The sequence below is a fragment of the Saccharopolyspora gloriosae genome, from assembly GCF_014203325.1.
GTDB lineage: Bacteria > Actinomycetota > Actinomycetes > Mycobacteriales > Pseudonocardiaceae > Saccharopolyspora_C > Saccharopolyspora_C gloriosae.
Window position 1 is genome coordinate 2,563,961 of the sequence record NZ_JACHIV010000001.1, and the last position, 25,151, is coordinate 2,589,111.

Here is a 25,151-nt window from a genome sequence, read left to right on the forward strand (position 1 = left end):
GCACGGGTAGGACCGGGCGTGAGGTCTTGACCGGAGCCCGTTGGAGGCTCGGTGAGGCCGGACACGAATCCCCGGTCGAATGCCGGCCATCCCGTTCACCAGGGGTAATGTGATCGTTCTGTCTCTCGCGGATGGGTCGGATCCGCGGGCATCGACTGGAAAAGGTGCGGCATGAGCGTCAGCGGTGATCGACTTCCGGATTCCGGTGTTCCCGGCGGAAGGGCCGTCCGGTGACGCTGTCGATGAACCGGGGCGGCACCGAGTCGCCCGGCTCCGCCTTCCCCGTCTTCGACCTGCTGGCACAACCGCACTCGCCCGGTTCGACCGCGGCCGCCGCCGCGCTCGCGCGCACCGCGCTGGCCGTGCCGGAGCCGCCCGCGACCGCGCTGTTCGACGCGGGCCCGGCCGCCCCGGAGCGCACCCTGCTGGACGTGCTCGCGGCCACCGTTCGTGCGCACCCGGACGCGCCCGCCCTGGACACCGGCGTCGAGACGTTCACCTACCGGGAGCTGGCCGATCGCGTCGAGTCCGATGCGCGGCGGCTCACCGCGGCGGGCATCGGCCGCGGCGACCGGGTCGGGATCAGGGTCGAGTCCGGCACGTCCGAGCTGTACCTGGGCATCCTCGCGGTGCTGGCGGCGGGCGCGGCCTACGTGCCCGTCGACGCCGACGATCCGCCGGAGCGCGCGGAGCTGGTGTTCGGCGAGGCCGAGGTGTGCGCGGTGCTCACCGGCGGCGAACCGGTCGAGCGCGGTGCCCCGACGGGCCGGACCGGTGCACCGGAGCCGGACGACGACGCGTGGATCATCTTCACCTCCGGATCCACCGGCACCCCGAAGGGCGTGGCGGTGCGGCACCGCTCGGCCGCGGCGTTCGTGGACGCCGAGGCGCGGCTGTTCCTGCCGGACGCGCCGATCGGGCCCGGCGACCGGGTGCTCGCGGGCCTGTCGGTCGCGTTCGACGCGTCGTGCGAGGAGATGTGGCTGGCCTGGCGGCACGGCGCCTGCCTGGTGCCCGCGCCGCGTTCCCTGGTGCGGGCGGGCGCGGACCTGGGGCCGTGGCTGGTGCGACGGTCGATCAGCGTGGTCTCCACGGTGCCGACGCTGGCCGCGCTGTGGCCGGCGGAGGCGCTGGCCGGGGTGCGGCTGCTCATCTTCGGCGGCGAGGCCTGCCCTCCGGAGCTGGCGGAGCGGCTCGTCGGCGACGGTCGCGAGGTGTGGAACACCTACGGCCCGACCGAGGCGACGGTGGTGGCCTGCGCGGCACGGCTGGACGGGCGGGGTCCGGTGCGGATCGGGCTGCCGCTGGCGGGCTGGCGGCTCGCGGTGGTCGACGAGCGCGGGATGCCGGTGGCGCCGGGCGCGCAGGGCGAGCTGGTGATCGGCGGTGCCGGGTTGGCCCGCTACCTCGATCCGGCCAAGGACGCGGAGAAGTTCGCGCCGTCGCCGTCGCTGGGCTGGCCGCGGGCCTACCGCAGCGGGGACCTGGTGCGGGCCGACCCGGAGGGACTCGTGTTCGTCGGTCGCGCCGACGAGCAGATCAAGCTCGGCGGCAGGCGCATCGAGCTCGGTGAGGTCGACGCCGCGCTGCAGGCACTGCCGGGCGTGTCGGGCGCGGCGGCGGCGGTGCGCCGCACGAAGGCGGGCGGTGAGCTGCTCGTCGGCTACCTCGTCGCCGAGGACGCCGCGGAGTTCGACACCGACGACGCCGTGCGCAGGTTGCGGGAGGTGCTGCCCGCGTCGCTGGTCCCGCTGCCCGCGGTGGTGGACGCGTTGCCGACGCGCACCTCGGGGAAGGTGGACCGCGCGGCGCTTCCCTGGCCGCTGCCGCAGCGGGAGCAGCCGCCGGTCGACGGGCTCTCGGAGACCGAGTCGTGGCTGGTCGAGGAATGGGCGGAGATCCTCGGCATGCGCCCGGACGGGCCGGACGCCGACTTCTTCCGGCTCGGCGGCGGCAGCCTCGCCGCGGCGCAGCTGGTGACGCGGTTGCGCACCCGGCACCCGCAGGTCTCGGTCGCCGACCTCTACCAGCACCCGCGGCTCGGTGAGCTCGCCGCGGAGCTGGACGAGTTGGACGCGGTGACCACCGCCCGCGCCGACGTCGCCCCGGTCCCGCGGCGGACGGGCTGGTGCCAGCTGCTGCTGATGGTCCCGCTGTGCACGCTCACCGGGCTGCGGTGGACGGCGGTGCTGGCGGCGATCGGCACCGTCCTGTCGGCGACGGGCCTCGCGTGGGCTCCGTCGACGTCCTGGTGGGCGCTGGTCGCGGCGTGGGTGGTGCTGTTCAGCCCGCTGGGGCGGATCGCGCTCGCCGCGGGCGGCATCAGGATGCTGCTGCACCGGGTCCGGCCGGGCCGCTACCCCCGGGGCGGGGGCGTGCACCTGCGGTTGTGGGCGGCCCAGCAGTGGGACCAGCGGTGCGGCGCGAGCTCGGTCTCCGGGGCGTTCTGGACGACGCACTACGCGAAGGCGCTGGGCGCGAAGATCGGCGAGGACGTCGACCTGCATTCGCCGCCGCCGGTGACGGGGCTGCTCAAGGTGGGTCGTGGCGCGGCGATCGAGCCCGAAGTGGACCTGTCCGGGCACTGGGTGGACGGCGAAACCGTCCACATCGGACGAATCCGGATCGGGGCGGGCGCCCGGGTGGGCGCGCGGAGCATGCTGCTGCCGGACTCGCGGGTGGGCAAGGGCGCGGAGGCCGCGGCGGGCTCCACCGTCCACGGCGTGATCCCGGCGCACCAGCGCTGGGCGGGCTCGCCCGCGGCGCGTTCCGCGAGCGGCCCGGCGGAGTGGCCCGCGCACCGCCCGCCGCGCTCCCGCACGTGGAGCGCGGTGTACGGCGTCACCTCGGCGCTGTTCGCGGCGGTACCGGTGGTGGCGGCGGTGCCCGCGCTGCTGATCGTCGCCGCCGCGCTGGCGGGCACGCCGACGCCGCGAGCCGCGCTGGGAGCGGCGCTCGCGGCGGTTCCCGCGGCGACGGCCGCGTACTTCGGCGCCTACGCGCTGCTGGTGCTGATCGCGGTGCGGGCGCTGGGAATCGGTCTGCGCGAAGGCCACCACCCGGTGCACGGGCGCATCGCCTGGCAGGTGTGGACGACGGAACGCCTGATGGGCATGGCCCGCACCGCGCTGTTCCCGCTGTACGCCAGCGTGTTCACGCCGATGTGGTTGCGGCTGCTGGGCGCGAAGGTCGGCCGGGGCGCGGAGATCTCCACGGTGCTGGCGCTGCCGAAGATGACGAAGGTCGCCGACGGGGCGTTCCTCGCCGACGACACCATGGTGGCGACCTACGAGCTGGGCAACGGCTGGTTGCACGTGGCCCCGGCCCGCATCGGCAAGGAGGCGTTCCTCGGCAACTCCGGGATGACCGCGCCGGGCCGTTCGGTGCCCAAGCGCGGCCTGGTCGGGGTGCTCTCGTCCACGCCGCGCAAGGCGAAGAAGGGCTCGTCGTACCTGGGCATGCCGCCGATGCCGCTGCGGCGCGCGAAGGTGCGCTCGGACGCGGAGCGCACCTTCGACCCGCCGCTGCGGCTGGTGTTCGCGCGGGCGCTGGTGGAGCTGTGCCGGATCGTGCCGGTGATGGCCTCGGCGGCGCTGGCGGTGCTCGCGCTCGGCGCGCTCGCGTGGCTGTGGGCCGCGGCCGGGCCGTGGGTCGCGGCGGCGCTGTCCGGGATCGTGCTGCTGGCGGCGGGCGTGCTGGCGTGCGCGGTGACGACGCTGGCGAAGTGGGTGCTGGTGGGCCGGTTCCGGGTGCGCCAGCAGCCGCTGTGGAGTTCCTTCGTGTGGCGCGGCGAACTGGCCGACACCTTCGTCGAGGTGCTGGCGGTGCCGTGGCTGGCGGGTGCCGCGACGGGCACGCCGCTGCTGACGACGTGGCTGCGCACGATGGGCGCGCGCATCGGCCGCGGCGCGTGGGTCGAGACCTACTGGCTGCCGGAGTCGGACCTGGTGCGCCTCGGCGCCGGGGCGACGGTGAACCGGGGTTGCGTGGTGCAGACCCACCTGTTCCATGATCGGATCATGAGCATGGACGAGGTGGTGCTGGACGAGGGTGCGACGCTCGGCCCGCACGGGATCGTGCTGCCCGGCGCGAGCATCGGCGCGCGCACGACGGTCGGCCCCGGCTCGCTGATCACCCGCGGGGACGCGGTGCCCGCGGACTCCCGCTGGCGCGGCAACCCGATCTCCGCCTGGCGTGGCGGGAAGCGGCGCTCATGACGGCCGCTGCGGGAGCGGACCGCTCCACCGACTCGTACCTGCCCGCGCACGGCAACGGCGGCTACCGCGTCGAGCACTACGACCTGGACCTGGACTACCGCGTCGGCCCGAACCGGCTGTCCGGGGACGTGACGGTCTCGGCGGTGGCGACCCAGGCGTTGTCGGCGCTGAGCCTGGACTTCGCGGACCTGCGGGTGCGCCGGGTGCTCGTCGACGGCGAGCCCGCGAAGTTCGGCCACCGCGCGGGCAAGCTGCGCGTCCGGCCCCGGCGGGCGATCGCCGACGGCGCCCGGTTCGAGGTGCGGGTCCGGTACGCGGGCAATCCGCGCCCGGTGCGCGGGCAGTGGGGCGACATCGGCTGGGACGAGCTGACCGAGGGCTCTCTGGTGGCGAGCCAGCCGATCGGCGCCCCGTCCTGGTTCCCCTGCAACGACCACCCGTCGGACAAGGCGGCCTACCGGGTGTCGGTGACCGCGGACGCGGGGTTCACCGTGCTGGTCACGGGTGATCTGCTGTCGCGGCGCACCAGCGGCGCGGGCTCCACCCGGTGGGTCTACGAGCGGGCCGAGCCCACGCCGACGTACCTGATGGGCGTGCACACCGGGCGCTACGAGGAGGTCGAGCTCGCGGCCGGTCCGGTGCCGCAGCGGGCGGCGGTGCCCGCGCACCTGCTGCCGGTGTTCCGGGAGACGTTCGGACGCCACGGCGAGATCATGCGGGTGCTCGGCGAGCTGTTCGGCCCGTACCCGTTCGCGGAGTACGTCGTCGTGATCACCGACGATGACCTGGAGGAGCCGATCGAGGCCCAAGGCCTGTCGGTGTTCGGCCGCAACCTGCTCGACGGGCACCGCACCCACGAGCGGCTGGTGGTGCACGAGCTGGCCCACCAGTGGTTCGGCAACAGTCTGACCCTCGGCGACTGGCGCGACATCTGGCTCAACGAGGGGTTCGCGACCTACGCGGAGTGGTTGTGGTCGGAGGCCGTCGGCGAGGGCACCGCGGCCGAGCACGCCCGCGAGTGGCACGCGCGGATGCGCGCCGCCGAGCCCGGTCTGCGGGTCGCCGATCCGGGGGTGGCGCGGATGTTCGACGAGGGCGTGTACAAGCGCGGGGCGTTGGTGTTGCACGCGTTGCGCGGCGAACTCGGCGACGACGCGTTCTTCGGCCTGCTGCGGCGCTGGGTGGCCGAGCACCGGCATGCCACGGTGTCCACCGCCGAGTTCACCGCGCTGGCCGAGCAGTGCGCGGCGCGGCCGCTGGAGGGCTTGTTCGAGACCTGGTTGCACGGCACCGAAACGCCCGCGGACTCAGGTTTCTGAGGCGACCTCGGACCGGGGGTCGCGAATCCGCTCCCCGGCTCGCGCGACCCGTCCGAGCAGGCCGAGCAGCTGTTCGCGTTCCGCGCCGTCCAGCGGCGTCAGCAGGATTTCGATCATCCGCTCGGTGCGCCGCACCAGACCGGTGTGCGCGGTGCGCCCGGATTCGGTCAGCCGCAGCACGTTGCGCCTGCCGTCGGCGCTGTCCCTGGCTCGTTCGACGAGTCCGCGGCGGACCAGCCGGGCGATGACGTCGGCGGCGGTGGAGCGGTCCAGCGCGATGCGTTCGGCGAGCGTGCGTTGATCGAGCCCTCCTTCGTCGGCGAGCCCGTTGAGCACCGCGAACTGCGGCGGGGTGACGTCGTCGGAGACGGCGGCCGCCCACAGCATCGTGTGCACCTGCTGGACGCGCCGGAACAGGTGGCCGGGATGCGTGCTGAGATCGATGGAGCCCACCCGCCCATTGTGCGCCACCGCTGATCCGATCCGTGTACGGATCATGTCTGCATCGAGCAAGGAGTGGTTGATTCGTTGACAACCCGGTCTTCGCGGTGGACGGTGTAGTCAATTCATCCGTACACGGATCAATTCCGGTGCGAGGCCGAAGGAGACGTTCGATGCGGACCAGCGTGGCCATCATCGGAGCGGGGCCGGCGGGCCTGCTGCTGGCGCGGTTGCTGCAACGCCAGGGGATCGAGTCGGTCGTGCTGGAATCCCGCTCCCGCGAGCACGTCGAGCACCGCCAGCGCGCCGGCATCCTCGAACAGGGGACCGTCGACGTGCTGCGGGACTGCGGCGCGGGCGAGCGGATGGACCGCGAAGGCCTGGTGCACGACGGGATCGAGCTGCGCTTCGGCGGCGCCGGGCACCGCATCGACATGGCCGCGCTCACCGGCGGGCGCCGGGTGATGGTGTACGCGCAGACCGAGGTGGTGCGCGACCTGGTCGCGCTGCGGATCGAGTCCGGGGCGGCGCTGCTGTTCGAAGCCGAGGTCTCCGAAGTGCGCGGAGCCGACACCGACCACCCGCGGGTCCACTACCGCCACGACGGCGCCGAGCACGTGCTCGACGCCGACTACGTGGTCGGTGCGGACGGCTTCCACGGAGTCGCGCGCAAGGCGATCCCCGCTGAGCGGGTCCGCACCTACGAGCGGACCTATCCGTTCGCGTGGCTCGGCATCCTCGCCGACGTCGCACCGTCCACCGACGAACTGATCTACGCGAGCCACGAGCGCGGATTCGCCCTGCACAGCATGCGCACCCCGCAGGTCAGCAGGCTCTACCTGCAGGTGCCGCCGGATACCGACGCGCGGGACTGGCCGGACGAGCGGATCTGGGACGAGTTGGACCTGCGCTTCGCGGTCGACGGGGACTGGCGGCTGGAACGCGGGCCGATCACCGACAGGTCGGTCACCCCGATGCGCAGCTTCGTCGCGGAACCGTTGCGGTACGGGCGGTTGCTGCTGGCCGGGGATGCCGCGCACATCGTGCCGCCCACCGGCGCGAAGGGGCTCAACCTCGCCGTGGCCGACGTGACGCTGCTGGCGCAGGCGCTCACCGCGGCGCTCGGCCACGGCGACGACAGCCAGCTGGGGTCCTATTCGGACACCGCGTTGCGCCGGGTGTGGCGCGCCGAGCACTTCTCGTACTTCATGACCACCCTGCTGCACTCCGACCCGGCGTCCGACGACTTCGCCCGCCGCCTGCAGCGCTCCCACCTCGACCACGTCGTCGCTTCGGCGGCGGCGGCCACCTCGCTGGCGGAGAACTACGTCGGTTTCCCGCTCGGCGCGCGGCTGTGAAAGCCGGGCCTCAGTCCGCGTGCCGGGCGCGGAGCTCCCGGCGCAGGAGCTTCCCGGTGGTCGTCTTGGGGAGTTCGGTTAGGACTTCGACCTGCCTGGGGTACTTGTAGGCGGCCAGCCGCGCGCGGCAGAACTCGACCAGTTCCTCCGGCGCCGCCTCGTGATCGGGTCGCAGGCTCACGTACGCCCGCACGGTTTCGCCCCGGTAGGCGTCGGGCACGCCGATCACGGCGGCCTCGCGGACGGCGGGGTGCTCGTAGAGCACGTCCTCCACTTCGCGTGGCCACACCTTGAACCCGCCCGCGTTGATCTGGTCCTTCTTGCGGTCCACCAGGTAGAACCAGCCGTCCGCGTCCATCCGGGCGACGTCGCCGGTGCGCAGCTCGCCGCCGGGCAGCGCGGACTCGGTCTCCTCCGGTTTGCCCCAGTAGCCGGCGACCACCTGCGGGCCGGAGATCACCAGCTCGCCGACCTCGCCCGGCGGCAGCTCCCGGCCGTCCTCGCCGATGATCCGCGCGCGAGTGGAGTACACCGGCACGCCCACCGACAGCGCACCCGAGCTCTCGTCCACCGGCGCTTCCACCGCCCACGGCTGGGCGAACGCGGCCGATGTCGTCTCGGTGAGCCCGTAGACGTTGTGGATCCGCTGCCCGAAGCGCCGCTCGAAGGCCAGCACCGTGCTCGGCGGGATCGGCGCGCCGCCCGAGTAGATCCGGCGCAGGCTCGCCAGGTCGTCGCGCGTCGCACCGGTGTTGAGCAGCGCGATGAACACGGTGATCGCCCCGACGGTGAACGTGGGCCGGTGCTCGCGCACGGCGTCGACGACGGCACCGGGATCGAAGCGGTGGGTGAGCACCAGCGCCGCCGGGGTCAGCAGTGCCAGCGCCAGATGCCCCACCAGGCCGGTGATGTGGAACAGCGGAGCCACCCCGAGGATCACGTCGTCCGGCCCGAGGCCGACCCAGTCCCGCCACACCCGCGCGTCGAACACGACGTTGCGGTGGGTGTTCATCGCGCCCTTGGGCGGCCCGGTGGTGCCGGAGGTGTAGGTGAGCACCGCGACGTCCTCGGGCGCGAGCGGCACCGGAACGGGCCGCCTGCCCCGGTGCTCGTCGAGCAGCGCGGCGAGGTCGGTGGTGCCCGCGGGCACGGCCACGTCCGGTTCCGGCAGGACACGCGGGTCGTCGCGGGTCTGGTGGGCGCGCTCGGCGGTGGTGATCGTCCAGGTCACGGCGGTCTCCGCCAGCGCCCCGGCGGCGACCGACTCGTGCAGCCCGCGCAACGCCACCAGCACCGCCGCCCCGGAATCCGCCAGCAGCAGCGCGAGTTCGCGGCGCTTGTTCATCGGGTTGATCGGCACCGCGACGCAGCCCGCCTTCCACGCCCCGAGCAGCGCGATGGCGAACTGCGGCACGTTCTGCAGGTACAGCGCCACCCGCTCGCCCGCCGCCACGCCCCGGTCCTGCAGCGCGACGGCGAACGCGTCGCTGAGCCCGTCGAGCTCGGCGGCGGTGAGCGCCGCGTCGAAGTAGTGGATCAGCGGTCGATCCGGGAACCGCCGCACGGCGTCCTGGAACATGGCCACGGCGTGCGGGTGCTCGGCGTCGAAGTCGGTCGGCTGCGCCGCGTCGTACCGGGCCGGCCGAGGACGCTCGTGGTAGGCGGACATGCGTTCACCGTTGGCCGCGCGGGACGTGCTCGTCAAGTGCCCTTGAGCAGTTCGCGCACCAACTCGGAGACCTGCTCGGTCTCGATGAGGAACCCGTCGTGGCCGTAAGACGAGCCGATGATCCGGGCCGAGGTGCCGAGCCCGCGGGCGAGGGCGTGCTGATCGGCGGGCGGGAAGAGCCGGTCGCTGTCCACCCCGGCGACCAGCGTCCGGGCGCCGACCCGGCGCAACGCCGCGCCCACTCCGCCGCGGTCCCGGCCCACGTCGTGCGCGGACATGGCTTCGGTGAGCCGCACGTAGCTGGCGGCGTCGAACCGGCGGACCAGCTTCTCCGCGTGGTGGTCGAGGTAGGACTCCACCGCGTAGCGCCCGCCCGCCGCCGGGTCCTCGCCGTCCTGGGCCGCCGAGCCGAACCGGGCCTGCAGCTCCTGCGGGCTGCGGTAGGTGATGTGCGCGATCCGGCGGGCCAGCCCGAGCCCCGCGTGCGGGCCGCGCCCGGCGGGCAGCTCGTGGTAGTCGCCGCCCAGCCAGTCCGGATCGGCTCGGATCGCGTGCAGCTGCGCCGAGGACCAGGCGATCTGCTCGGCGGTGGCGACCGCGGAGCAGCACAGCAGCAGTGCCGAGCGCACCCGGTCCGACTGGTCCACGGCCCACTCCAGCGCGCGCATCCCGCCGAGCGAGCCACCGATCACCGCCGCCCAGCCGTCCACGCCGAGCGCGTCGGCGAGCGCCACCTCGGCTCGCACCAGGTCCCGCACGGTCAGCGCGGGGAACCGGCTTCCCCAAGCCCGGCCGTCCGCAGCGGTGGTGGCCGGGCCGGTGCTGCCCTGACAACCGCCGAGCGCGTTCGGCGCCACCACGAACCACCGGTCGGTGTCCAGCGCGAGGCCCGGCCCGACGACGCCTTCCCACCAGCCGGCGCTCGGATGCCCCGGCTCCGCCGGTCCGCGCAGGTGGGCGTCCCCGGTGAGGGCGTGCAGCACCAGCACGGCGTTGCCGCCGTCCGGGGCGAGAGTTCCCCACGTCTCGTACGCGAGCCGCGCGCCGGTGAGCCGGGAACCCGACTCCAGGTCCAGCGGATCGAGCCCGAGCCAGCGCCGCCGGCCGGGCGGGTGCCCTTCCCGCCAGGCACCGGTGGCGGGAAGGGGCCGCGACGTCATCTGCTCAGCTCTCCAGCTCGGCCTTCGCCGCGCGGAACGCCGACTCCAGGTCGGCCTTGAGATCGTCGACGTTCTCGATGCCGACCGACAGGCGCACCAGGCCAGGCGTCACCCCCGCGTCGAGCTGCTCCTGCTCGGTCAGCTGGCTGTGCGTGGTGCTCGCCGGGTGCGCGATGAGGCTGCGCACGTCGCCGATGTTGACGAGGTGGCTGAACAGCGAGACGCCCTCGACGAACTCGCGGCCCGCCGAGACACCGCCGCGCAGCTCGAAGGACACGATGGCGCCGAACCCGTTGCTCAGGTAGCGGTTGCCGAGCTCGTGCCACGGGCTCGACGGCAGGCCCGCGAAGTGCACCTTCGCCACTTCGTCCCGCCCTTCCAGCCATTCGGCGAGCTCCAGGGCGTTGCGGTTGTGCCGCTCGATGCGCAGCGACAACGTCTCCAGGCCCTGCAGCACGAGGAACGCGTTGAACGGCGAGATCGCCGGGCCGAGGTCGCGCAGCCCCTGCACCCGCAGCTTCGCGGCGAAGGCTCCGTGGCCGAGCGCGGGCCAGTAGCGCAGGCCGTGGTAGCTCGGGTCGGGCTCGTTGAAACCGGGGAAGCGCTCCGGGTTCGCGCCGAAGTCGAAGGTGCCGCCGTCCACGACGATGCCGCCGACGGCGGTGCCGTGGCCGCCGAGGTACTTCGTCGCCGAGTGCACGACGATGTCCGCGCCGTGCTCCAGCGGGCGCAGCACGTAGGGGGTGGTGACGGTGTTGTCCACGACCAGCGGCACACCCGCCTCGTGCGCGACGTCGGCGATGGTGCGCACGTCGAGCACGTTGCTGCGCGGGTTGCCCAGCGACTCGGCGAACACCAGCTTGGTGTTCGGCCGGATCGCGGCGCGCCACGCGTCGGGGTTGTCGAAGTCGTCGACGAACGTGGTCTCGATGCCCAGCTTCGGCAGCGTGTGGTGGAACAGGTTGTAGGTGCCTCCGTAGAGCGAGGAGCTCGCGACCAGGTGGTCACCGGCCTGCGCCAAGGTCAGCACCGCGAGCGTCTCCGCGGCCTGCCCGGAGGCGACGGCGACCGCGCCGACACCGCCTTCCAACCGCGCGACGCGCTGCTCCAGCACGTCCTGGGTGGGGTTGTTGATGCGGGTGTAGATGTTGCCGGGCTCGGCGAGGCTGAACAGGTCCTGCGCGTGCTGGGTGTCGCGGAAGACGTACGAGGTGGTCTGGTAGATCGGCGTGGCGCGGGCGCCGGTCGCCGGATCGGGCTGCGCCCCGGCGTGGACCTGGAGCGTGTCGAACGACCAGCCGGCTTCGGCGTCGTCGTTCGGGGCGGGGACGTCAGCGGACATGGGGACTCCACAGTGGACGGTGGCGCGACGGGGCGCCACGAAGGGAAGGGCGATGGCGAGATGCCCGCCGCGCAGCTGCGACGGGTGAGGTGGTGCGGCGGCTCAGCGTCCGCGGCGCGAGAAGATCAGCGGGCGCGACAAGCGGACGTGGTCACGCGCACGAGATCAACGTGTCGGCGTTCCACCAGGCGGATCATGTGGCGGAGCTTAACCGCTGCGGCACCCGGAGCAACAGGTCGTTCACCATTCGGGAGGATCACCGCGGCCGAACGCACCGGAAACCGAGGTTGCCGACGGAACTGTCCGGGGTGTTGGCGGTGCGCGCGGCCACCCGGTAGCGGTTGCAGTACGACTCGTGGCACAGGTAGGAGCCGCCCCGCATCACCCGGCTGTCGCCGTCCGGCGGGCCCTGCGGATCGGTCGAGCCCGCCGCGACGTGCTCGGTGCCCCAGCGGTCCGCGCACCACTCCCACACGTTGCCCGCCACGTTGTGCAGGCCGAAACCGTTGGCGGGGAAGGAATCCGCGGGCGCGGTTCCCCGGAACCCGTCCTCGACGGTGTTCTTCGCGGGGAACATGCCCTGCCAGATGTTGCAGCGGTGCTCGCCGTCCGGGGTGAGCTCGTCGCCCCACGGGTAGCGGCGCTGCTCCAGGCCGCCGCGCGCGGCGAACTCCCACTCGGCCTCGGTGGGCAGCCGCCCGCCGGCCCACCGGCAGTAGGCGTCGGCGTCGTTCCACGACACGTGCACCACGGGATGGTCGGCGCGGTCGCCCACGTCCGAACCGGGCCCTTCCGGGCTGCGCCAGGTGGCGCCTTCCACTCCGCACCACCACGGGGTCTGCTCCGGTCGGGGCGCTGATCGGCGCAGCGCTGCGGGCAGGAACGCGGCGAAGACGTAGGACCAGCCGAAGCGCTCCGCGTCGGTGACGAATCCGGTGTCGGCCGCGAACTCGGCGAACTCGGCGTTGGTGACTGCCAGCGGGCCGATGTCGAACGGGCTCACCCGGATCTCGCGCACCGGGCCCTCGCCGTCCTGCGGGAAGCCGTCGGCGTCGGTGGTGCCCATCAGGAACGCGCCGCCGTCGAGTGCGATCCAGCGGCGGTCGGGAGCCGTGGCGGCGGGAGCGGGAACGTCGGGCGGGGCGTCCGCCTCGCTCCGGGTGCGCCCAGGGGCGCAGCAACCGTCGTGCTCGTCCACCGTGCTCCGGTCCGCGTCGTTCACGGCGCCCACTCTAGGAGCGTTTTCGCCGCGCGCACCCGGGTGGGGTGGTGGCGTGCGTCTCCACGCGGAGGTGCCGGAGTGCGGGGACCGATCCGGCCGGTAGCACGACCGGATCAGTCCACAAGAGACGGACGGGTGATCAGGAATGGGTGCGCGACTCGCGCACCAGCTGGGCCACCGCGGCCCCGGCTCCCCGGAACCCGTCGTCGAGCAGATCGGTGAACATCACCGCGCCCACCACGAGCACGAACAACATCACCACAACGAGAATGAACATGACGCAACCCCTTTCACCAGGAACATCGTCTTCCGGGGGAGATCGTTACCGGGCGTCGGAGTGACGCGCGTGACGCGCGTTCCGCGTTCCTGCCGGAGCTTCGGCGCCGGCCACTAATCTAGGGGAGTGCGAACACCTCGGCCCGATTCACCGCGGCCGGTCTCCGGTCGGCCGAACCCGGCGCTGTGGGTCTGGTACGCGTTCGGCGGCCGGTTGCCGGACCGGTGCGCCGAGTGGGTGCTGCACGACGTGACCTGCCGGACGTGGGTGCTGCGCCACGTGGCGCGGGCGCTGACCCAGCTCTCGCCGTTCTGCCTGCTGGTGCTGCTGCCGGGCCCGTGGTCGATCAGGTTGACGGCGGTCGGGATGGGGTTGTTCGTGGGCTTGTTCTACTCGCTGTGCCTGATGGGGGAGGCGTGCGAGCACCGGGTGATCAAGCACGGCTACCCGCCGGGGATCGGCCGGGAGACGCGGGAGCTGCGCAAGGACGTGGATCGGGCCGGCAAGCACGGGACCGGGTTCCGCCGGTGGTGGCAGTGACCGGCCCGCCCGTCGGGGACGCGCTGGCCGACGCCGAGCCCGCGGCCTTCTGGCCGGACCGCACCCCCGTCGCGCCGCGCGCACCGCTGCCCGGCTCGGAGTCCGCCGACCTCGTCGTGGTCGGTGCCGGGCTGACCGGGCTGTGGACCGCCGTCCTGGCCAAGCAGCGCGATCCCGAGCTGGACGTGCTCGTCCTGGAGGCCGGGCGGGTCGGCTCCGGCGGTAGCGCGCGCAGCGGTGGCTTCCTGTCCGAGTCGCTCACCCACGGCCTCGCCCACGGCGCTCAGCTGTGGCCGGCGGAGATCGGCGCGCTCGTCGAACTGGGCAGGCGCAACCTCCGCGAGATCGGCGAGTTCGTCGAGTCCGAGGGGATCGACGCGGACCTGCGGTGGTGCGGGAAGACCGCCGTGGCCACCGAACCGCACCAGGTCGGGGAGCTGCGCGACGAGGCCGACCTCTACCGCGAGCACGGCTTCCCGGCGGTGTTCCAGGGCGCGGGCGGGGTGCGCGCCGATCTGCGCTCGGACTCGTTCCGCGCGGGCCTGCGATTACCGGACGCCGGGGGACTGGTCGACCCGGCGAAGCTGGTGGGCGGGCTCGTCGCGGCGGCCGAACGGCTCGGCGTGCGGGTCCACGAGCGCAGCCCGGTCGGCTCCGTGCGCTCCCGCGGCGGTGGGCTGCGACTTCGGTGTCCACAAGGGACGGTGCGGGCGAGGCGGGCGGTGCTCGCGACGAACGCCTTCCCGGCCCCGTTGCGGAGGCTGCGCCGCCGCGTGCTGCCGATCTGGGACTACGTGCTGGTCACCGAACCGCTCTCCGCGGCGGCGTGGGACTCGCTGGGCTGGCACGACCGGCAGGGAGTGACGGACTCGCACAACCTGTTCCACTACTTCCGGCCGACTCCGGACGGCCGGATCCTGTGGGGCGGCGGTGCCGCCGAGTACTACTTCGGCGGTCGCACGGCCCCGGCGCTCGCCGCGCGGCCCGAACCGCACCGGCGGCTCGCCACGACGTTCTTCGCGACGTTCCCGCAGTTGGAGGGCACTCGGTTCAGCCACCGCTGGGGCGGGCCGATCGACGCGACCACCCGTTCCACCCCGGTGTTCGGCACCGCGCTCGCGGGCCGGGTCGCCTACGCCGCCGGGTTCACCGGCCTCGGCGTCGCCGCCTCCCGGTTCGGCGGGCAGGTCGTGCTGGACCTGCTCGCGGGCGCGGCCACCGAGCGGACTCGCTGCGCGCTGGTGCGCACCCGACCGCTGCCGTACCCGCCGGAGCCGTTGCGCTGGCCGCTGGTGCGGGCCACCCACCGGGCGCTGGAACGCGCCGACGCCGCCGCGGGGGAGCGGGGGCGGTGGCTGCGCCTGCTCGACCGGCACGGGCTCGGGCTCGGGAGCTGATCGGCGGCGGCGCCGGTCCGGTCCGACACACCGGCGCTTCCTCCTTCTGAGCGAACCCGCCGGGAGGCCGCTCCCGGCCGGCGCCCGCGTTCCCGCAGCGAGAGCCCGTCTCGGAAGACTTGCCGGTGCTCAGTGGAAACGATCGTCGGCGGCGCGGTCATTGCAGGGCCCTGAACCGGGTCATATGTTCGGGACGTCCCTGCCCGTTCCGTGCACGAGGGGTGTCGCCATGCCGAACAGAGTTCGCGCCGCACTGGTCCAGGCGAAGTGGACCGGCGACGCCCAGTCCATGATCGACGCGCACGAGCAGCACACCCGCGCCGCCGCCGCGCAGGGCGCCCAGGTGATCGGCTTCCAGGAGGTGTTCAACGCCCCCTACTTCTGCCAGGTGCAGGAGGCCGAGCACTACCGCTGGGCGGAGGCGGTCCCGGACGGCCCCACCACCACCCGGATGCGGGCGCTGGCCCGCGAACTGCGGATGGTGATCGTCGTGCCGATCTTCGAGCTCGACGGGCCCGGGTTCTACTACAACACCGCCGCCGTGATCGACGCCGACGGCGAGTACCTCGGCAAGTACCGCAAGCACCACCTGCCGCACCTGCCCGGGTTCTGGGAGAAGTTCTACTTCCGGCCCGGCAACCTCGGCTGGCCGGTGTTCGACACCGCGGTCGGCCGGGTCGGCGTCTACATCTGCTACGACCGGCACTTCCCGGAAGGCTGGCGGGCGCTGGGACTCGCCGGGGCGCAACTGGTCTACAACCCGTCGGCGACCAGCCGCGGGCTGTCGTCCTACCTGTGGAAGCTGGAACAACCCGCCGCCGCCGTCGCCAACGAGTACTTCGTCGCCGCGATCAACCGGGTCGGTGTGGAGGAGTACGGCGACAACGACTTCTACGGCAGCAGCTACTTCGTCGACCCCTACGGCCGCTTCGTCGGCGACGTCGCCAGCGACGGCGAGGAGGAACTCGTGGTGCGCGACCTCGACTTCGACCTGATCGACGAGGTGCGCACCCAGTGGGCCTTCTACCGCGACCGCCGCCCCGACGCCTACGGCCTGCTCACCGAACCCTGAGCGCCTGCCTTTGATCTTGACCTGCGTAGGTGTCCGGGTGGCGGAACCTCAGCGGCTTCCTCGCCGCCCCTGTGCCGGTGTGATCGCGATTTCTGATGTAGGCCCCTGCACAGCGCAATCGTTGTCCTCGCGAGGAAGCAGCTGAGAACCTCCGGTGGTCGGCTTGCTCAAGCCGGTCACTGCTCAGCGGCTCCGCCGCTGACAAGACACAGACCAAGACCACCGGACCCTCCGGGCCGAGAGGAAGGAACGCGATGACCGACACGGGCACGCACACCGAGCTGGCGAAGCGGCGCAAGGCGGTGCTGCCGGACTGGGTCGCGACCTACTACCAGGACCCGATCGACATCGAACGCGGCGAAGGGCGCCACGTCTGGGACGCCGAGGGCAACCGGTACCTGGACTTCTTCGGCGGCATCCTCACCACCATGACCGCGCACGCGCTGCCCGAGGTGACCGCCGCGGTCAGCGAGCAGGCCGGGCGCATCCTGCACTCCTCGACGCTGTACCTGAACCGGCTGATGGTGGAACTCGCCGAACGCGTCGCGGAGCTCTCCGGCATCGAGGACCCGCGGGTGTTCTTCACCTCCAGCGGCACCGAGGCCAACGACACCGCCCTGCTGCTGGCCACCGGTCACCGCGCCTCGAACCAGGTGCTGGCGCTGCGCAACAGCTACCACGGCCGGTCCTTCTCGGCGCTGGCCATCACCGGCAACCGGGCCTGGTCGCCGACGAGCCTGTCGCCGGTGCAGACGACCTACGTGCACGGCAGCAGGCGCCGCGGCACGGCGCTCGCCGAGCTCTCCGACGCCGACTTCACGGCGGCCTGCGTGGACGACCTGGAGGACGTGCTCGGCCAGCTGCACGGCAACGTGGCCTGCCTGATCGCCGAACCCATCCAGGGCGTCGGTGGTTTCGCCGTGCCACCGGACGGGCTGTTCGCCCGGTTCAAGGAGGTGCTCGACCGGCACGGCATCCTGTGGATCAGCGACGAGGTGCAGACCGGTTGGGGCCGCACCGGCGAGCACTTCTGGGGCTGGCAGGCGCACGGCGACAGCGGCCCGCCGGACATCGTCACGTTCGCCAAGGGCCTCGGCAACGGGCTCTCCATCGGCGGCGTGATCGCGAGCGCTGAGGTCATGAACAGCGTCAAGGCGAGCTCGCTGTCAACCTTCGGCGGCAGCCCGATCACCACCGCGGGGGCGCTCGCGAACCTGAACCACCTGCTGGCCCACGACCTGCAGGGCAACGCCCAGCGGGTCGGCGCCGTGCTGCGCGCGGAACTCGACGACGCCCGGCTGCGCCTGCCGCACGTGTCCGACGTGCGGGGCAAGGGGCTCATGATCGGGGTCGAGCTGGTGCGTCCCGGCACCGGGGAACCGGACGCCGCCGCTGCCACGGCGGTGCTGGAGCACACCAAGAGCGCCGGGCTGCTCATCGGCAAGGGCGGTCTCGACGGCAACGTGCTGCGCATCGCGCCGCCGCTGAGCCTCACCGAGCCCGAAGCCCGCGAGGGCGCCGCGATCCTCGTCGACGCGCTCACCAGAGCGGGGGAGCGGTCATGACGAGAACGGTGATCCGCGGCGGGCTCGTGATCACGGCGACCGAGGAGGTCGAAGCCGACGTCCTCGTCATCGACGAGCAGGTCGCCGCGCTGGCCACCCCCGAACTCGGCGAGCAGTGGCTCACCGACGCCGACGCGGTGCTCGACGCGAGCGGGCAGTACGTGATCCCCGGCGGGGTCGACGGGCACACCCACATGGAGATGCCCTTCGGCGGCACCTTCTCCTCCGACACGTTCGAGACCGGCACCCGCGCCGCCGCGTGGGGCGGCACCACGACGATCATCGACTTCGCCATCCAGTCCATCGGCCGGTCCGCGCGGGAAGGCCTCGACACCTGGCACGCCAAGGCCGACGGGCGCTGCGCGGTGGACTACGGGTTCCACCTGATCCTCTCCGACGTGCACGACGCGTCGCTGCGAGAACTGGACGGCCTGGTCGCGGAGGGCGTGACCAGCTTCAAGATGTTCATGGCCTACCCCGGCGTGTTCTACAGCGACGACGGCCGGATCCTGCGCGCCATGCAGCAGGCCGCGGGCAACGGGGCGCTGACCATGCTGCACGCCGAGAACGGCATCGCCATCGACGTGCTCGTGCAGCAGGCCCTGGCGGCGGGCCGCACCGACCCCCGCCAGCACGGCGCCGTGCGGCATCCGCTGCTGGAGGCGGAGGCGACCCACCGCGCCATCCAGCTCGCCAGGGTCGCCGACGCCCCGATCTACGTCGTGCACGTCTCCGCCACCGAAGCGCTCGCCGAGATCGCCCGCGCCCGCGACGCCGGGCTCAACGTGTTCGGCGAAACCTGCCCGCAGTACCTGTTCCTCACCGTCGACGAACTGGCCCGTCCGGACTTCGAAGGCGCCAAGTTCGTCTGCTCCACCCCGCTGCGTCCCGAGGAGCACCAGCGGGAGCTGTGGCGGGGTCTGCGCACCAACGACCTCTCCGTCGTGTCCACCGACCACTGCCCGTTCTGCTTCACCCCGCAGAAGGAGCTGGGGCTGGGGGACTTCTCGAAGATCCCGAACGGGATGCCCGGTGTGGAGCACCGGGTGGACCTGCTGCACCAAGGCGTCGTCGACGGCCGCATCGGCCGCCGGCGCTGGGTGGAGCTGGCCAGCACCACCCCGGCGCGGATGTTCGGCCTGCACCCGCGCAAGGGCACCATCGCGCCCGGCTCCGACGCCGACATCGTGATCTACGACCCGCACGCCGAACAGGTCCTCTCCGCCGAGACCCACCACATGAACGTCGACTACAGCGCTTACGAGGGCAAGACCATCACCGGACGGGTCCGCACCGTGCTCTCCCGCGGTCAGGTCATCGTCGACGACGGCCACTACCGGGGCCGAGCCGGACACGGGCGGTTCCTCCCCCGCGACACCTGCCAATACCTGACCTAGCCACCACGGAGGCGCGCCATGCGGTTCGGGCTCGTGCTGCAAACCGACCCACCGGCCTGGTCGGTGGTGGACCTGATGAGGCGGGCCGAGTCACTCGGCTTCACCCACGGGTGGACCTTCGATTCCTGCGTGCTGTGGCAGGAACCGTTCGTCATCCACAGCCAGATCCTCGCCGCGACCGACCGGATGGTCGTCGGGCCGATGGTGACCAACCCGTCCACCCGCGACTGGACGGTCACCGCGTCCACCTTCGCCACGCTCAACGAGATGTTCGGCAACCGCACGGTGTGCGGGATCGGCCGCGGCGACTCGGCGCTGCGCGTCACCGGCGGCAAGCCGAACACGCTGGCCACCCTGGAAAGCGCCATCGGCGTGATCCGGGACCTGGCCGAAGGCCGGGAAGCCGACGTCGACGGCACCCCCGTCCGGTTGCCGTGGGTGCGCGACGGCGCGCTCCCGGTCTGGATGGGCGCCTACGGCCCGAGAGCGCTGGACCTCGCCGGCCGGGTCGCCGACGGCGTGATCATCCAGCTCGCCGACCCGGTGCTGACCAGGTGGATGGTCGACCACGTCCGGGACGCCGCGCGGAACGCGGGCCGCGACCCCGACGCGATCACCGTGTGCGCGGCCGCGCCCGCCTACGTCGGGACGGACCTCGACCACGCGCGCAACCAGTGCCGGTGGTTCGGCGGCATGGTCGGCAACCACGTCGCCGACCTGGTGCGCCGCTACGGCACCGACTCCGCGGCGGTTCCGGCGGCGTTGACGGACTACATCCGCGGGCGCGACGGCTACGACTACTCCCACCACGGGCGCGCGGACAACGCCAGCACCGACTTCGTGCCCGACGAGATCGTCGACCGGTTCTGCCTGCTCGGTCCGCCGCAGGCGCACCGGGACAAGCTCGCCGAACTGCGCGACGCCGGAGTCCACCAGTTCGCCGCCTATGCCATGCACGACGCCGTCGAGTCCACAGTGGAGGAATACGGGCGATCGATCATCCCCGAACCGGCGTGAAGAGTTCATCCCCGCGCCGGTGATCCGACACCGGGGCCGCACCTACCGTCGTGCTGTTCCCACCACGAACGAACGGAGCAGCCGTGCAACGACGTCACTTCCTGCGCGCAGCGGTCCTGGGAGCCGGCACCTCGGTCGCCTTCGGCTTCAGCGTCACCCGCCAGGCCATCGCCTTCCCCGCGTTGCCCGGCCCGAGCCCCTACGGCGACCTGCTCGCCGCCGACGCCAACGGCATCAGGTTGCCCGACGGGTTCACCAGCCGAGTCCTGGCGCGCGCCACGGAGACCGTCACCGGTACCGGCCACACCTGGCACAGCGCTCCCGACGGCGGTGCCTGCTTCGCGGACGGCGACGGCTGGATCTACGTGTCGAACTCGGAAGTGCCGCTGACCGGGGGCGCCAGCGCGCTCAAGTTCAACGGCGCCGCCGAGATCACCGACGCCTACCCGATCCTGAGCGGTACCACGCAGAACTGCTCCGGCGGCGCGACGCCGTGGAACACCTGGCTGTCCTGCGAGGAGACCGACCGCGGCGCCGTGCACGAAACCGACCCGTGGGGCGGGCGGGCGGCCGTGCGGCACCCGGCGATGGGCCTGTTCAAGCACGAAGCCGCCGCGGTGGACCCGGACCGGAAGGTCGTCTACCTGACCGAGGACGAATCGGACGGGTGCTTCTACCGCTTCGTGCCCACCACCTGGGAGGACATGTCCGCGGGCACCCTGCAGGTGCTCACCGAGGACGGTTCCGGGCTCGCGTGGGCGGACGTGCCCGACCCGGCGGCCACCACCGCGCGCACCCGCGAGCAGGTCGCCGCCGCCAAGCACTTCGACGGTGGTGAAGGCGCCTACTACCGCGCGGGCACCTGCTACTTCACCACCAAGGGCGACAACCGCGTGTGGGCCTACGACGCGGAGCGGGACGCCCTCGCCGTGGCCTACGACGACGACATTCCCGACCCGCCGCTGACCGGGGTGGACAACATCACCGGCACCGCCGCCGGTGACCTCTACGTCGCCGAGGACGGCGGCAACATGGAGATCTGCCTGATCACCCCCGACGACGTCGTCGCGCCGTTCCTGCGGGTCGAGGGGCAGGACGGCTCGGAGCTCTGCGGCGTCGCGTTCAGCCCCGCCGGCGACCGGCTCTACTTCTCCTCGCAGCGCGGCACCAGCGGGGTCAGCAGCGGCGGCATCACCTACGAGGTCACCGGCCCGTTCCGCGGTTGAGGTCCGGCCGACGGGAACCGCACCGGCTCCACCGCCGGACCGACGACGCCGAAAATCCGCCGTGCGATCACGGTCCGTGGCGCCTCGGTCACCAGTTCGACCGTGATCGGCGTCCGACATGACGCCGGGAGAGACTGTTCGCCATGCGAGGGCGAACGGGTTTCGGATGGACACTCCACGGCGACGGCACCACACCGCGCCCAGGTGAGTCGGTGGCCCCCGGCGAACGGCTCACCTGGGGCCGCACCATCGGCTTCGGCGCGCAGCACGTGGTGGCCATGTTCGGCGCGACGTTCGTGTTCCCCGTCCTGATGGGACTCGACCCGAACCTCGCGATCATGGTCTCGGGCGGGGCGACGATCCTGTTCCTGCTCGTCGTGCAGGGCAAGATCCCCAGCTACCTGGGCAGCAGCGCCTCGTTCGTCGGCGCGGTCACCGCGATCCGCGCCGGCGGGGGCGACACGGCCACCGTCACCGGAGCCATCCTGGTGTCGGGCGCGGTGCTCGCCGCGGTCGGCGCGGTGGTGCACTTCGCCGGGCCCGCTGTCGTGCACCGGTTGCTGCCGCCGGTGCTGTCCGGGGCGGTCGTGCTGCTGATCGGGTTCAACCTGGCGCCGGTGGTGGCCGAGACCTACTGGCCGCAGGACCAGTGGATCGCGCTCATCACGATGATCATCGTGGTGGCGGGCAGCGTGCTGCTGCCCGGATTCCTGGGTCGTATCGCGGTGTTCCTCGGGCTCGCCGGCGGCTACCTGCTGTCCTGGGCGTTCGACGTGCTCTTCGGCCCGATCACCGCGCCGAACGCGGACGGGGTCGTCGGCACCCACCCGCGGGTGGACCTCAGCGGGGTCGCGGACGCGCCGTGGTTCGGACTTCCCGAAGTGCACGCCCCGTCCTTCTCCGCCTCGGCGATCATCGTCGTGCTGCCAGCCGTGATCGCGCTGCTCGCCGAGAACACCGGGCACGTCAAGGCCGTGGAGGAGATGACCGGCACCGACCTGCAGGGCAGCCTCGGGCGGGCCGTGTTCGCCGACGGCTTCGCCACGACCCTCTCCAGCGCGCTCGGCGGCCCGCCGACCACCACCTACGCCGAGAACATCGGCGTCATGGCCGCCACCCGCGTGTACTCGACCGCCGCCTACTGGGTGGCGGCGCTGGTGGCCGTCGGCTTCGGCCTGTGCCCGAAGTTCGGCGCCGTCGTGGCCGCCATCCCGGGCGGCGTGCTGGGCGGCATCACCGTGGTGCTCTACGGCATGGTCGGACTGCTCGGCGTGAAGATCTGGGTGCAGAACCGCGTGGACTTCGCCGACCCGGTGAACCTGCTGCCGGTGGCCGCCGGGGTCATCGCGGGCATCGGCGACGTCTCGCTCACCTTCACCCCGAGCCTGAGCCTCAGCGGCATCGCGCTCGGCACCGTGATCACCCTGCTCGGCTACCACCTGCTGCGCGCCTTCCGGCCCGCTCGGCACGAGTGACGGCGGATCAGCGGGCGGTGAGCGCCGGGGCGAGCAGCCGGCGAACCTCGCGGGCCGCGCTCCGGCCGGCCCGGTTGGTCCCGATGGTGCTGGCCGACGGGCCGTAACCCACCAGGTGCAGCCGGGGTTCGGCCACCACCCGAGTCCCGTCCATCCGGATGCCGCCGCCCGGTTCGCGCAGGCCCAGCGGGGCCAGATGGTCCAAGGCGGCCCGGAAACCGGTCGCCCAGAGGATCACGTCGACGGGCAGCTCCCCGCCGTCCGCCCACCGCAGCCCGCTCGGGGTGATGCGTTCGAACATCGGGTTCCGGTCCAGCACGCCGCGTTCCCGCGCCCGCTCGACGGCGGCCGTGGGCGGCAGCCCGGTCACGCTCACGACGCTGCCCGGCGGCAGTCCTGCCCGAACCCGGCGATCGACCTCCGCGACGGCCCGGCGCCCGCGGTCGGGGGTGAACTCGTCGTCGCCGAACACCGGCGGGCGGCGCGTCACCCACGTCGTCTCGGCCACCTCGGAGATCTCCGCCAGCAGTTCCACCGCGGAGATCCCGCCGCCGACGACCGCCACCCGCAGCCCGCGGAACTCCGCCGCGTCGTGGTAGTCCGCGACGTGCAGCTGCCTGCCGGTGAACGTCCGCTGACCCGGGTAGTGCGGCAGGAACGGCTTCGTCCACGTCCCGGTCGCGTTGATCACCGCGCGAGCCGCCCAGGTGTCGGAGCCGGACTCCACCAGCAGGCGATCGCCGGGGCCGCGCCGCACCGCCCGCACCGCGACCGGCCGCCGCACCGGCAGCTCGAACTCGCGCTCGTAGCGGGCGAAGTACTCCGAGACCACTTCCGAAGCGGGCCGCGCCCCGTCGGTCTCCTCCAGAGCGAGTCCCGGCAGGTCGTGGATCCCGTGCACGCCACCGATCCGCAGCGACGGCCAGCGGTGCCGCCACGCGCCGCCCGCGCCGGTGTCCGCGTCGAGCACCACGAACTCGCGGTCCGGCTCGAACCCGGACCGCGACAGGTGGTGCGCGCTGCTGAGCCCGGCCTGCCCGGCTCCGATGACGACGACCTCGACCTCGACCTCGTGCTCCGCCACACCCGGCGCAACGCCGGAACCAGGCGCGAACGTCCCTCACCCGCTGTGGTGTCCGCCACGCGAAAGCTCACCCGGAGGGGTGCGACGCACGCCACTGCGACCCCTCTTTAACGCACCCGAAACAAAGCCCTAGTATCGGGGTGCAAGTGGGTGTTCGGCCCCGAACCTCTTTCGATCGCAAGACCCGTGCGGGCACGCGTGTGCGCCCGTGCGCGCGCTCGGAAGACGGGGAGGTCAGCAGAAAGGAGGCAAGGAAAGTGGCAATGGTGTGGGTGGCTCTCGCAGTTGAGGCGATCGTGCTGCTGGCGGTGGCAGGCGTGGCGGTCAGGTGGGTGAATAAACCCGCGCTGAACACTCCCGCTCAGCCCGCTGAGCAGGTCCCGGCGGTGGAGCCGGTGGGTGCGCTGATCGAGCAGCCCGCCTGAGTACGGCGCAACGGGCTTGTCCGGTCCGGACAAGCCCCACGCCCACGGCGAACCTCTATCGTGTGACTTTCTTTCCGCGTTACACGCTATTCGAGTGAATTGCGCCGCGCATTCTTGCCGCGACGCCCGAAACGCGTTCCAGACCGCCGCGAATCGCGGCGGTCCGCTTATCCGAATTCCATTCATGTGCACCGGTTCCGCGTGGCGGAACTCGGGCGGCGACGGCTGCCGGTCCGCGACCGATAGGGTGACCAGGACCTCGTCCGACGACCGCGGAAGGCAGCCGTGACCACATCCCAGCAACGGCCTCAGACCGGCAAGGCCGGATCGGTGTTCGCGGACTACCGGAAGTTCGCCGCCCGCGCGGCGCGCAAGCCCGGCCTGGTGGGCGCGGTGGCGCCCAGTTCGCCGTACCTCGCCCGCGAGATGGCCGCGGTCGTCCCGCGCTCGCGACCTGCCGCCGCGGAGCGGACCGGGCCGGTCGTAGTGGAACTCGGCCCCGGCACCGGCGCGCTCAGCAGAGCCGTGCGCGACCGCCTGCCCGAAGGCGGGCGGCACCTCGCGATCGAACTCGACGGCGGCATGGTCGAGCACCTGCGCGCCGACCTGCCCTGGCTGGAGGTCGTGCAGGGCGACGCGGCGAAGCTGCGCACGCTGTTGGCCGAGGCGGGCATCGACGAGGTGGACGCCGTGATCAGCGGCCTCCCGTGGTCGATCTTCTCCGCCGAGCTGCAGCGCGACATCCTCAGCGAGGTCGGCAAAGTGCTCGCCCCCGGCGGCGCGTTCACCACGTTCGCCTACGTGCACGCCCTGGGCATGGCCGGGGCCCGCGGGTTTCGGCGCCGGTTGGACGGCGCCTTCGACGAGGTGCTCACCAGCCGCACCGTGTGGCGCAACGTCCCGCCCGCGCGGATCTACACCTGCCGGCGCCCCGGCGACTGACCGGCC

20 protein-coding genes are annotated in these 25,151 nt (G+C 72.7%); 13 read left to right on the top strand and 7 right to left on the bottom strand.

All coding sequences use genetic code 11. The annotated features are described in order from the left end of the window. Nucleotides 1–242: 242 nt before the first annotated feature. Together BJ969_RS11315 and BJ969_RS11320 are read left to right on the top strand one after the other, a co-directional pair. Complete coding sequence (locus tag BJ969_RS11315; protein ID WP_184485136.1) at nt 243–4,217, top strand: Pls/PosA family non-ribosomal peptide synthetase; 3,975 nt, start codon at nt 243–245, stop codon at nt 4,215–4,217. Continuing rightward, nucleotides 4,214–5,536, top strand: a complete 1,323-nt coding sequence (locus BJ969_RS11320; protein ID WP_184478899.1) for a M1 family metallopeptidase — start codon at nt 4,214–4,216, stop codon at nt 5,534–5,536. The genes BJ969_RS11315 and BJ969_RS11320 overlap by 4 nt, the downstream gene beginning before the upstream one ends. Here the strand turns inward: BJ969_RS11320 and BJ969_RS11325 are convergent. Continuing rightward, nucleotides 5,525–5,989, bottom strand: coding sequence for a MarR family transcriptional regulator (locus BJ969_RS11325; protein ID WP_184478900.1), 465 nt, complete (start codon nt 5,987–5,989; stop codon nt 5,525–5,527). The genes BJ969_RS11320 and BJ969_RS11325 overlap by 12 nt on opposite strands. A gap of 161 nt (nt 5,990–6,150) precedes the next feature. Here BJ969_RS11325 and BJ969_RS11330 point away from each other — a divergent pair, with 161 nt between their 5' ends. Continuing rightward, entirely contained in the window at nt 6,151–7,335 is a 1,185-nt protein-coding gene (locus BJ969_RS11330) for a 4-hydroxybenzoate 3-monooxygenase (RefSeq protein WP_184478901.1), read from the top strand. Between the two features lie 10 nt (nt 7,336–7,345). Here BJ969_RS11330 and BJ969_RS11335 read toward each other — a convergent pair whose 3' ends face one another. The 5 genes from BJ969_RS11335 to BJ969_RS11355 all read right to left on the bottom strand — a co-directional run bounded on the left by BJ969_RS11335 (nt 7,346) and on the right by BJ969_RS11355 (nt 13,005). Next, nucleotides 7,346–9,004, bottom strand: coding sequence for an AMP-binding protein (locus tag BJ969_RS11335; RefSeq protein WP_184478902.1), 1,659 nt, complete (start codon nt 9,002–9,004; stop codon nt 7,346–7,348). A 32-nt stretch (nt 9,005–9,036) separates the two neighbouring features. After that, complete coding sequence (metX, locus tag BJ969_RS11340; RefSeq protein ID WP_184478903.1) at nt 9,037–10,164, bottom strand: homoserine O-acetyltransferase MetX; 1,128 nt, start codon at nt 10,162–10,164, stop codon at nt 9,037–9,039. A gap of 4 nt (nt 10,165–10,168) precedes the next feature. Continuing rightward, on the bottom strand, nt 10,169–11,506 hold the full coding sequence (locus tag BJ969_RS11345) for a bifunctional o-acetylhomoserine/o-acetylserine sulfhydrylase (protein WP_184478904.1): 1,338 nt from the start codon (nt 11,504–11,506) through the stop codon (nt 10,169–10,171). A 256-nt stretch (nt 11,507–11,762) separates the two neighbouring features. Then, the gene (locus BJ969_RS11350) at nt 11,763–12,728 is read right to left on the bottom strand and encodes a formylglycine-generating enzyme family protein (protein ID WP_425503544.1); all 966 of its coding nucleotides are present in this window, start codon (nt 12,726–12,728) and stop codon (nt 11,763–11,765) included. A 139-nt stretch (nt 12,729–12,867) separates the two neighbouring features. Further along, entirely contained in the window at nt 12,868–13,005 is a 138-nt protein-coding gene (locus BJ969_RS11355; RefSeq protein WP_184478905.1) for a hypothetical protein, read from the bottom strand. A 126-nt stretch (nt 13,006–13,131) separates the two neighbouring features. Between BJ969_RS11355 and BJ969_RS11360 the strand changes: the two genes are divergently transcribed. The 8 genes from BJ969_RS11360 (at nt 13,132) to BJ969_RS11395 (ending at nt 22,694) form a co-directional block, all read left to right on the top strand. Continuing rightward, nucleotides 13,132–13,545 (top strand): DUF5313 family protein, encoded by a 414-nt coding sequence (locus tag BJ969_RS11360; protein WP_184478906.1) that lies wholly within the window; start codon nt 13,132–13,134, stop codon nt 13,543–13,545. Beyond that, complete coding sequence (locus BJ969_RS11365) at nt 13,533–14,942, top strand: NAD(P)/FAD-dependent oxidoreductase (RefSeq protein WP_343071344.1); 1,410 nt, start codon at nt 13,533–13,535, stop codon at nt 14,940–14,942. The genes BJ969_RS11360 and BJ969_RS11365 overlap by 13 nt, the downstream gene beginning before the upstream one ends. A 229-nt stretch (nt 14,943–15,171) precedes the next feature. Further along, the gene (locus tag BJ969_RS11370; protein WP_184478907.1) at nt 15,172–16,014 is read left to right on the top strand and encodes a nitrilase-related carbon-nitrogen hydrolase; all 843 of its coding nucleotides are present in this window, start codon (nt 15,172–15,174) and stop codon (nt 16,012–16,014) included. A gap of 254 nt (nt 16,015–16,268) precedes the next feature. After that, on the top strand, nt 16,269–17,579 hold the full coding sequence (locus BJ969_RS11375; protein WP_184478908.1) for an aspartate aminotransferase family protein: 1,311 nt from the start codon (nt 16,269–16,271) through the stop codon (nt 17,577–17,579). Next, the gene (hydA, locus tag BJ969_RS11380; protein ID WP_184478909.1) at nt 17,576–18,976 is read left to right on the top strand and encodes a dihydropyrimidinase; all 1,401 of its coding nucleotides are present in this window, start codon (nt 17,576–17,578) and stop codon (nt 18,974–18,976) included. The genes BJ969_RS11375 and hydA overlap by 4 nt, the downstream gene beginning before the upstream one ends. 18 nt (nt 18,977–18,994) lie before the next feature. Beyond that, nucleotides 18,995–19,993: a TIGR03842 family LLM class F420-dependent oxidoreductase gene (locus BJ969_RS11385; RefSeq protein WP_184478910.1), complete on the top strand. Its 999-nt coding sequence runs from the start codon at nt 18,995–18,997 to the stop codon at nt 19,991–19,993. Between the two features lie 83 nt (nt 19,994–20,076). Further along, nucleotides 20,077–21,219: an alkaline phosphatase PhoX gene (locus BJ969_RS11390; protein WP_184478911.1), complete on the top strand. Its 1,143-nt coding sequence runs from the start codon at nt 20,077–20,079 to the stop codon at nt 21,217–21,219. Between the two features lie 143 nt (nt 21,220–21,362). Further along, nucleotides 21,363–22,694 (top strand): uracil-xanthine permease family protein, encoded by a 1,332-nt coding sequence (locus BJ969_RS11395; RefSeq protein WP_184478912.1) that lies wholly within the window; start codon nt 21,363–21,365, stop codon nt 22,692–22,694. A gap of 7 nt (nt 22,695–22,701) precedes the next feature. On the opposite strand, the gene BJ969_RS11400 is transcribed toward BJ969_RS11395, so the two are convergent. Then, nucleotides 22,702–23,778, bottom strand: a complete 1,077-nt coding sequence (locus tag BJ969_RS11400; RefSeq protein ID WP_184478913.1) for an NAD(P)-binding domain-containing protein — start codon at nt 23,776–23,778, stop codon at nt 22,702–22,704. Nucleotides 23,779–24,041: 263 nt separating this feature from the next. Here BJ969_RS11400 and BJ969_RS11405 point away from each other — a divergent pair, with 263 nt between their 5' ends. Together BJ969_RS11405 and BJ969_RS11410 are read left to right on the top strand one after the other, a co-directional pair. After that, on the top strand, nt 24,042–24,203 hold the full coding sequence (locus BJ969_RS11405; RefSeq protein ID WP_184486152.1) for a hypothetical protein: 162 nt from the start codon (nt 24,042–24,044) through the stop codon (nt 24,201–24,203). A gap of 285 nt (nt 24,204–24,488) precedes the next feature. Beyond that, nucleotides 24,489–25,145, top strand: a complete 657-nt coding sequence (locus tag BJ969_RS11410; RefSeq protein ID WP_343071345.1) for a class I SAM-dependent methyltransferase — start codon at nt 24,489–24,491, stop codon at nt 25,143–25,145. The last annotated feature ends 6 nt before the right edge of the window (nt 25,146–25,151 follow it).

What these genes read in the sequence shown, in the direction of transcription:
- BJ969_RS11315 (WP_184485136.1), top strand. Translation starts at nt 243, where the DNA reads ATGAACCGGGGCGGCACCGAGTCGCCCGGCTCCGCCTTCCCCGTCTTC.
- BJ969_RS11320 (WP_184478899.1), top strand. Translation starts at nt 4,214, where the DNA reads ATGACGGCCGCTGCGGGAGCGGACCGCTCCACCGACTCGTACCTGCCC.
- BJ969_RS11330 (WP_184478901.1), top strand. Translation starts at nt 6,151, where the DNA reads ATGCGGACCAGCGTGGCCATCATCGGAGCGGGGCCGGCGGGCCTGCTG.
- BJ969_RS11335 (WP_184478902.1), bottom strand. Translation starts at nt 9,004, where the DNA reads ATGTCCGCCTACCACGAGCGTCCTCGGCCGGCCCGGTACGACGCGGCG.
- metX (WP_184478903.1), bottom strand. Translation starts at nt 10,164, where the DNA reads ATGACGTCGCGGCCCCTTCCCGCCACCGGTGCCTGGCGGGAAGGGCAC.
- BJ969_RS11345 (WP_184478904.1), bottom strand. Translation starts at nt 11,506, where the DNA reads ATGTCCGCTGACGTCCCCGCCCCGAACGACGACGCCGAAGCCGGCTGG.
- BJ969_RS11355 (WP_184478905.1), bottom strand. Translation starts at nt 13,005, where the DNA reads ATGTTCATTCTCGTTGTGGTGATGTTGTTCGTGCTCGTGGTGGGCGCG.
- BJ969_RS11370 (WP_184478907.1), top strand. Translation starts at nt 15,172, where the DNA reads ATGCCGAACAGAGTTCGCGCCGCACTGGTCCAGGCGAAGTGGACCGGC.
- BJ969_RS11375 (WP_184478908.1), top strand. Translation starts at nt 16,269, where the DNA reads ATGACCGACACGGGCACGCACACCGAGCTGGCGAAGCGGCGCAAGGCG.
- hydA (WP_184478909.1), top strand. Translation starts at nt 17,576, where the DNA reads ATGACGAGAACGGTGATCCGCGGCGGGCTCGTGATCACGGCGACCGAG.
- BJ969_RS11385 (WP_184478910.1), top strand. Translation starts at nt 18,995, where the DNA reads ATGCGGTTCGGGCTCGTGCTGCAAACCGACCCACCGGCCTGGTCGGTG.
- BJ969_RS11395 (WP_184478912.1), top strand. Translation starts at nt 21,363, where the DNA reads ATGCGAGGGCGAACGGGTTTCGGATGGACACTCCACGGCGACGGCACC.
- BJ969_RS11405 (WP_184486152.1), top strand. Translation starts at nt 24,042, where the DNA reads ATGGTGTGGGTGGCTCTCGCAGTTGAGGCGATCGTGCTGCTGGCGGTG.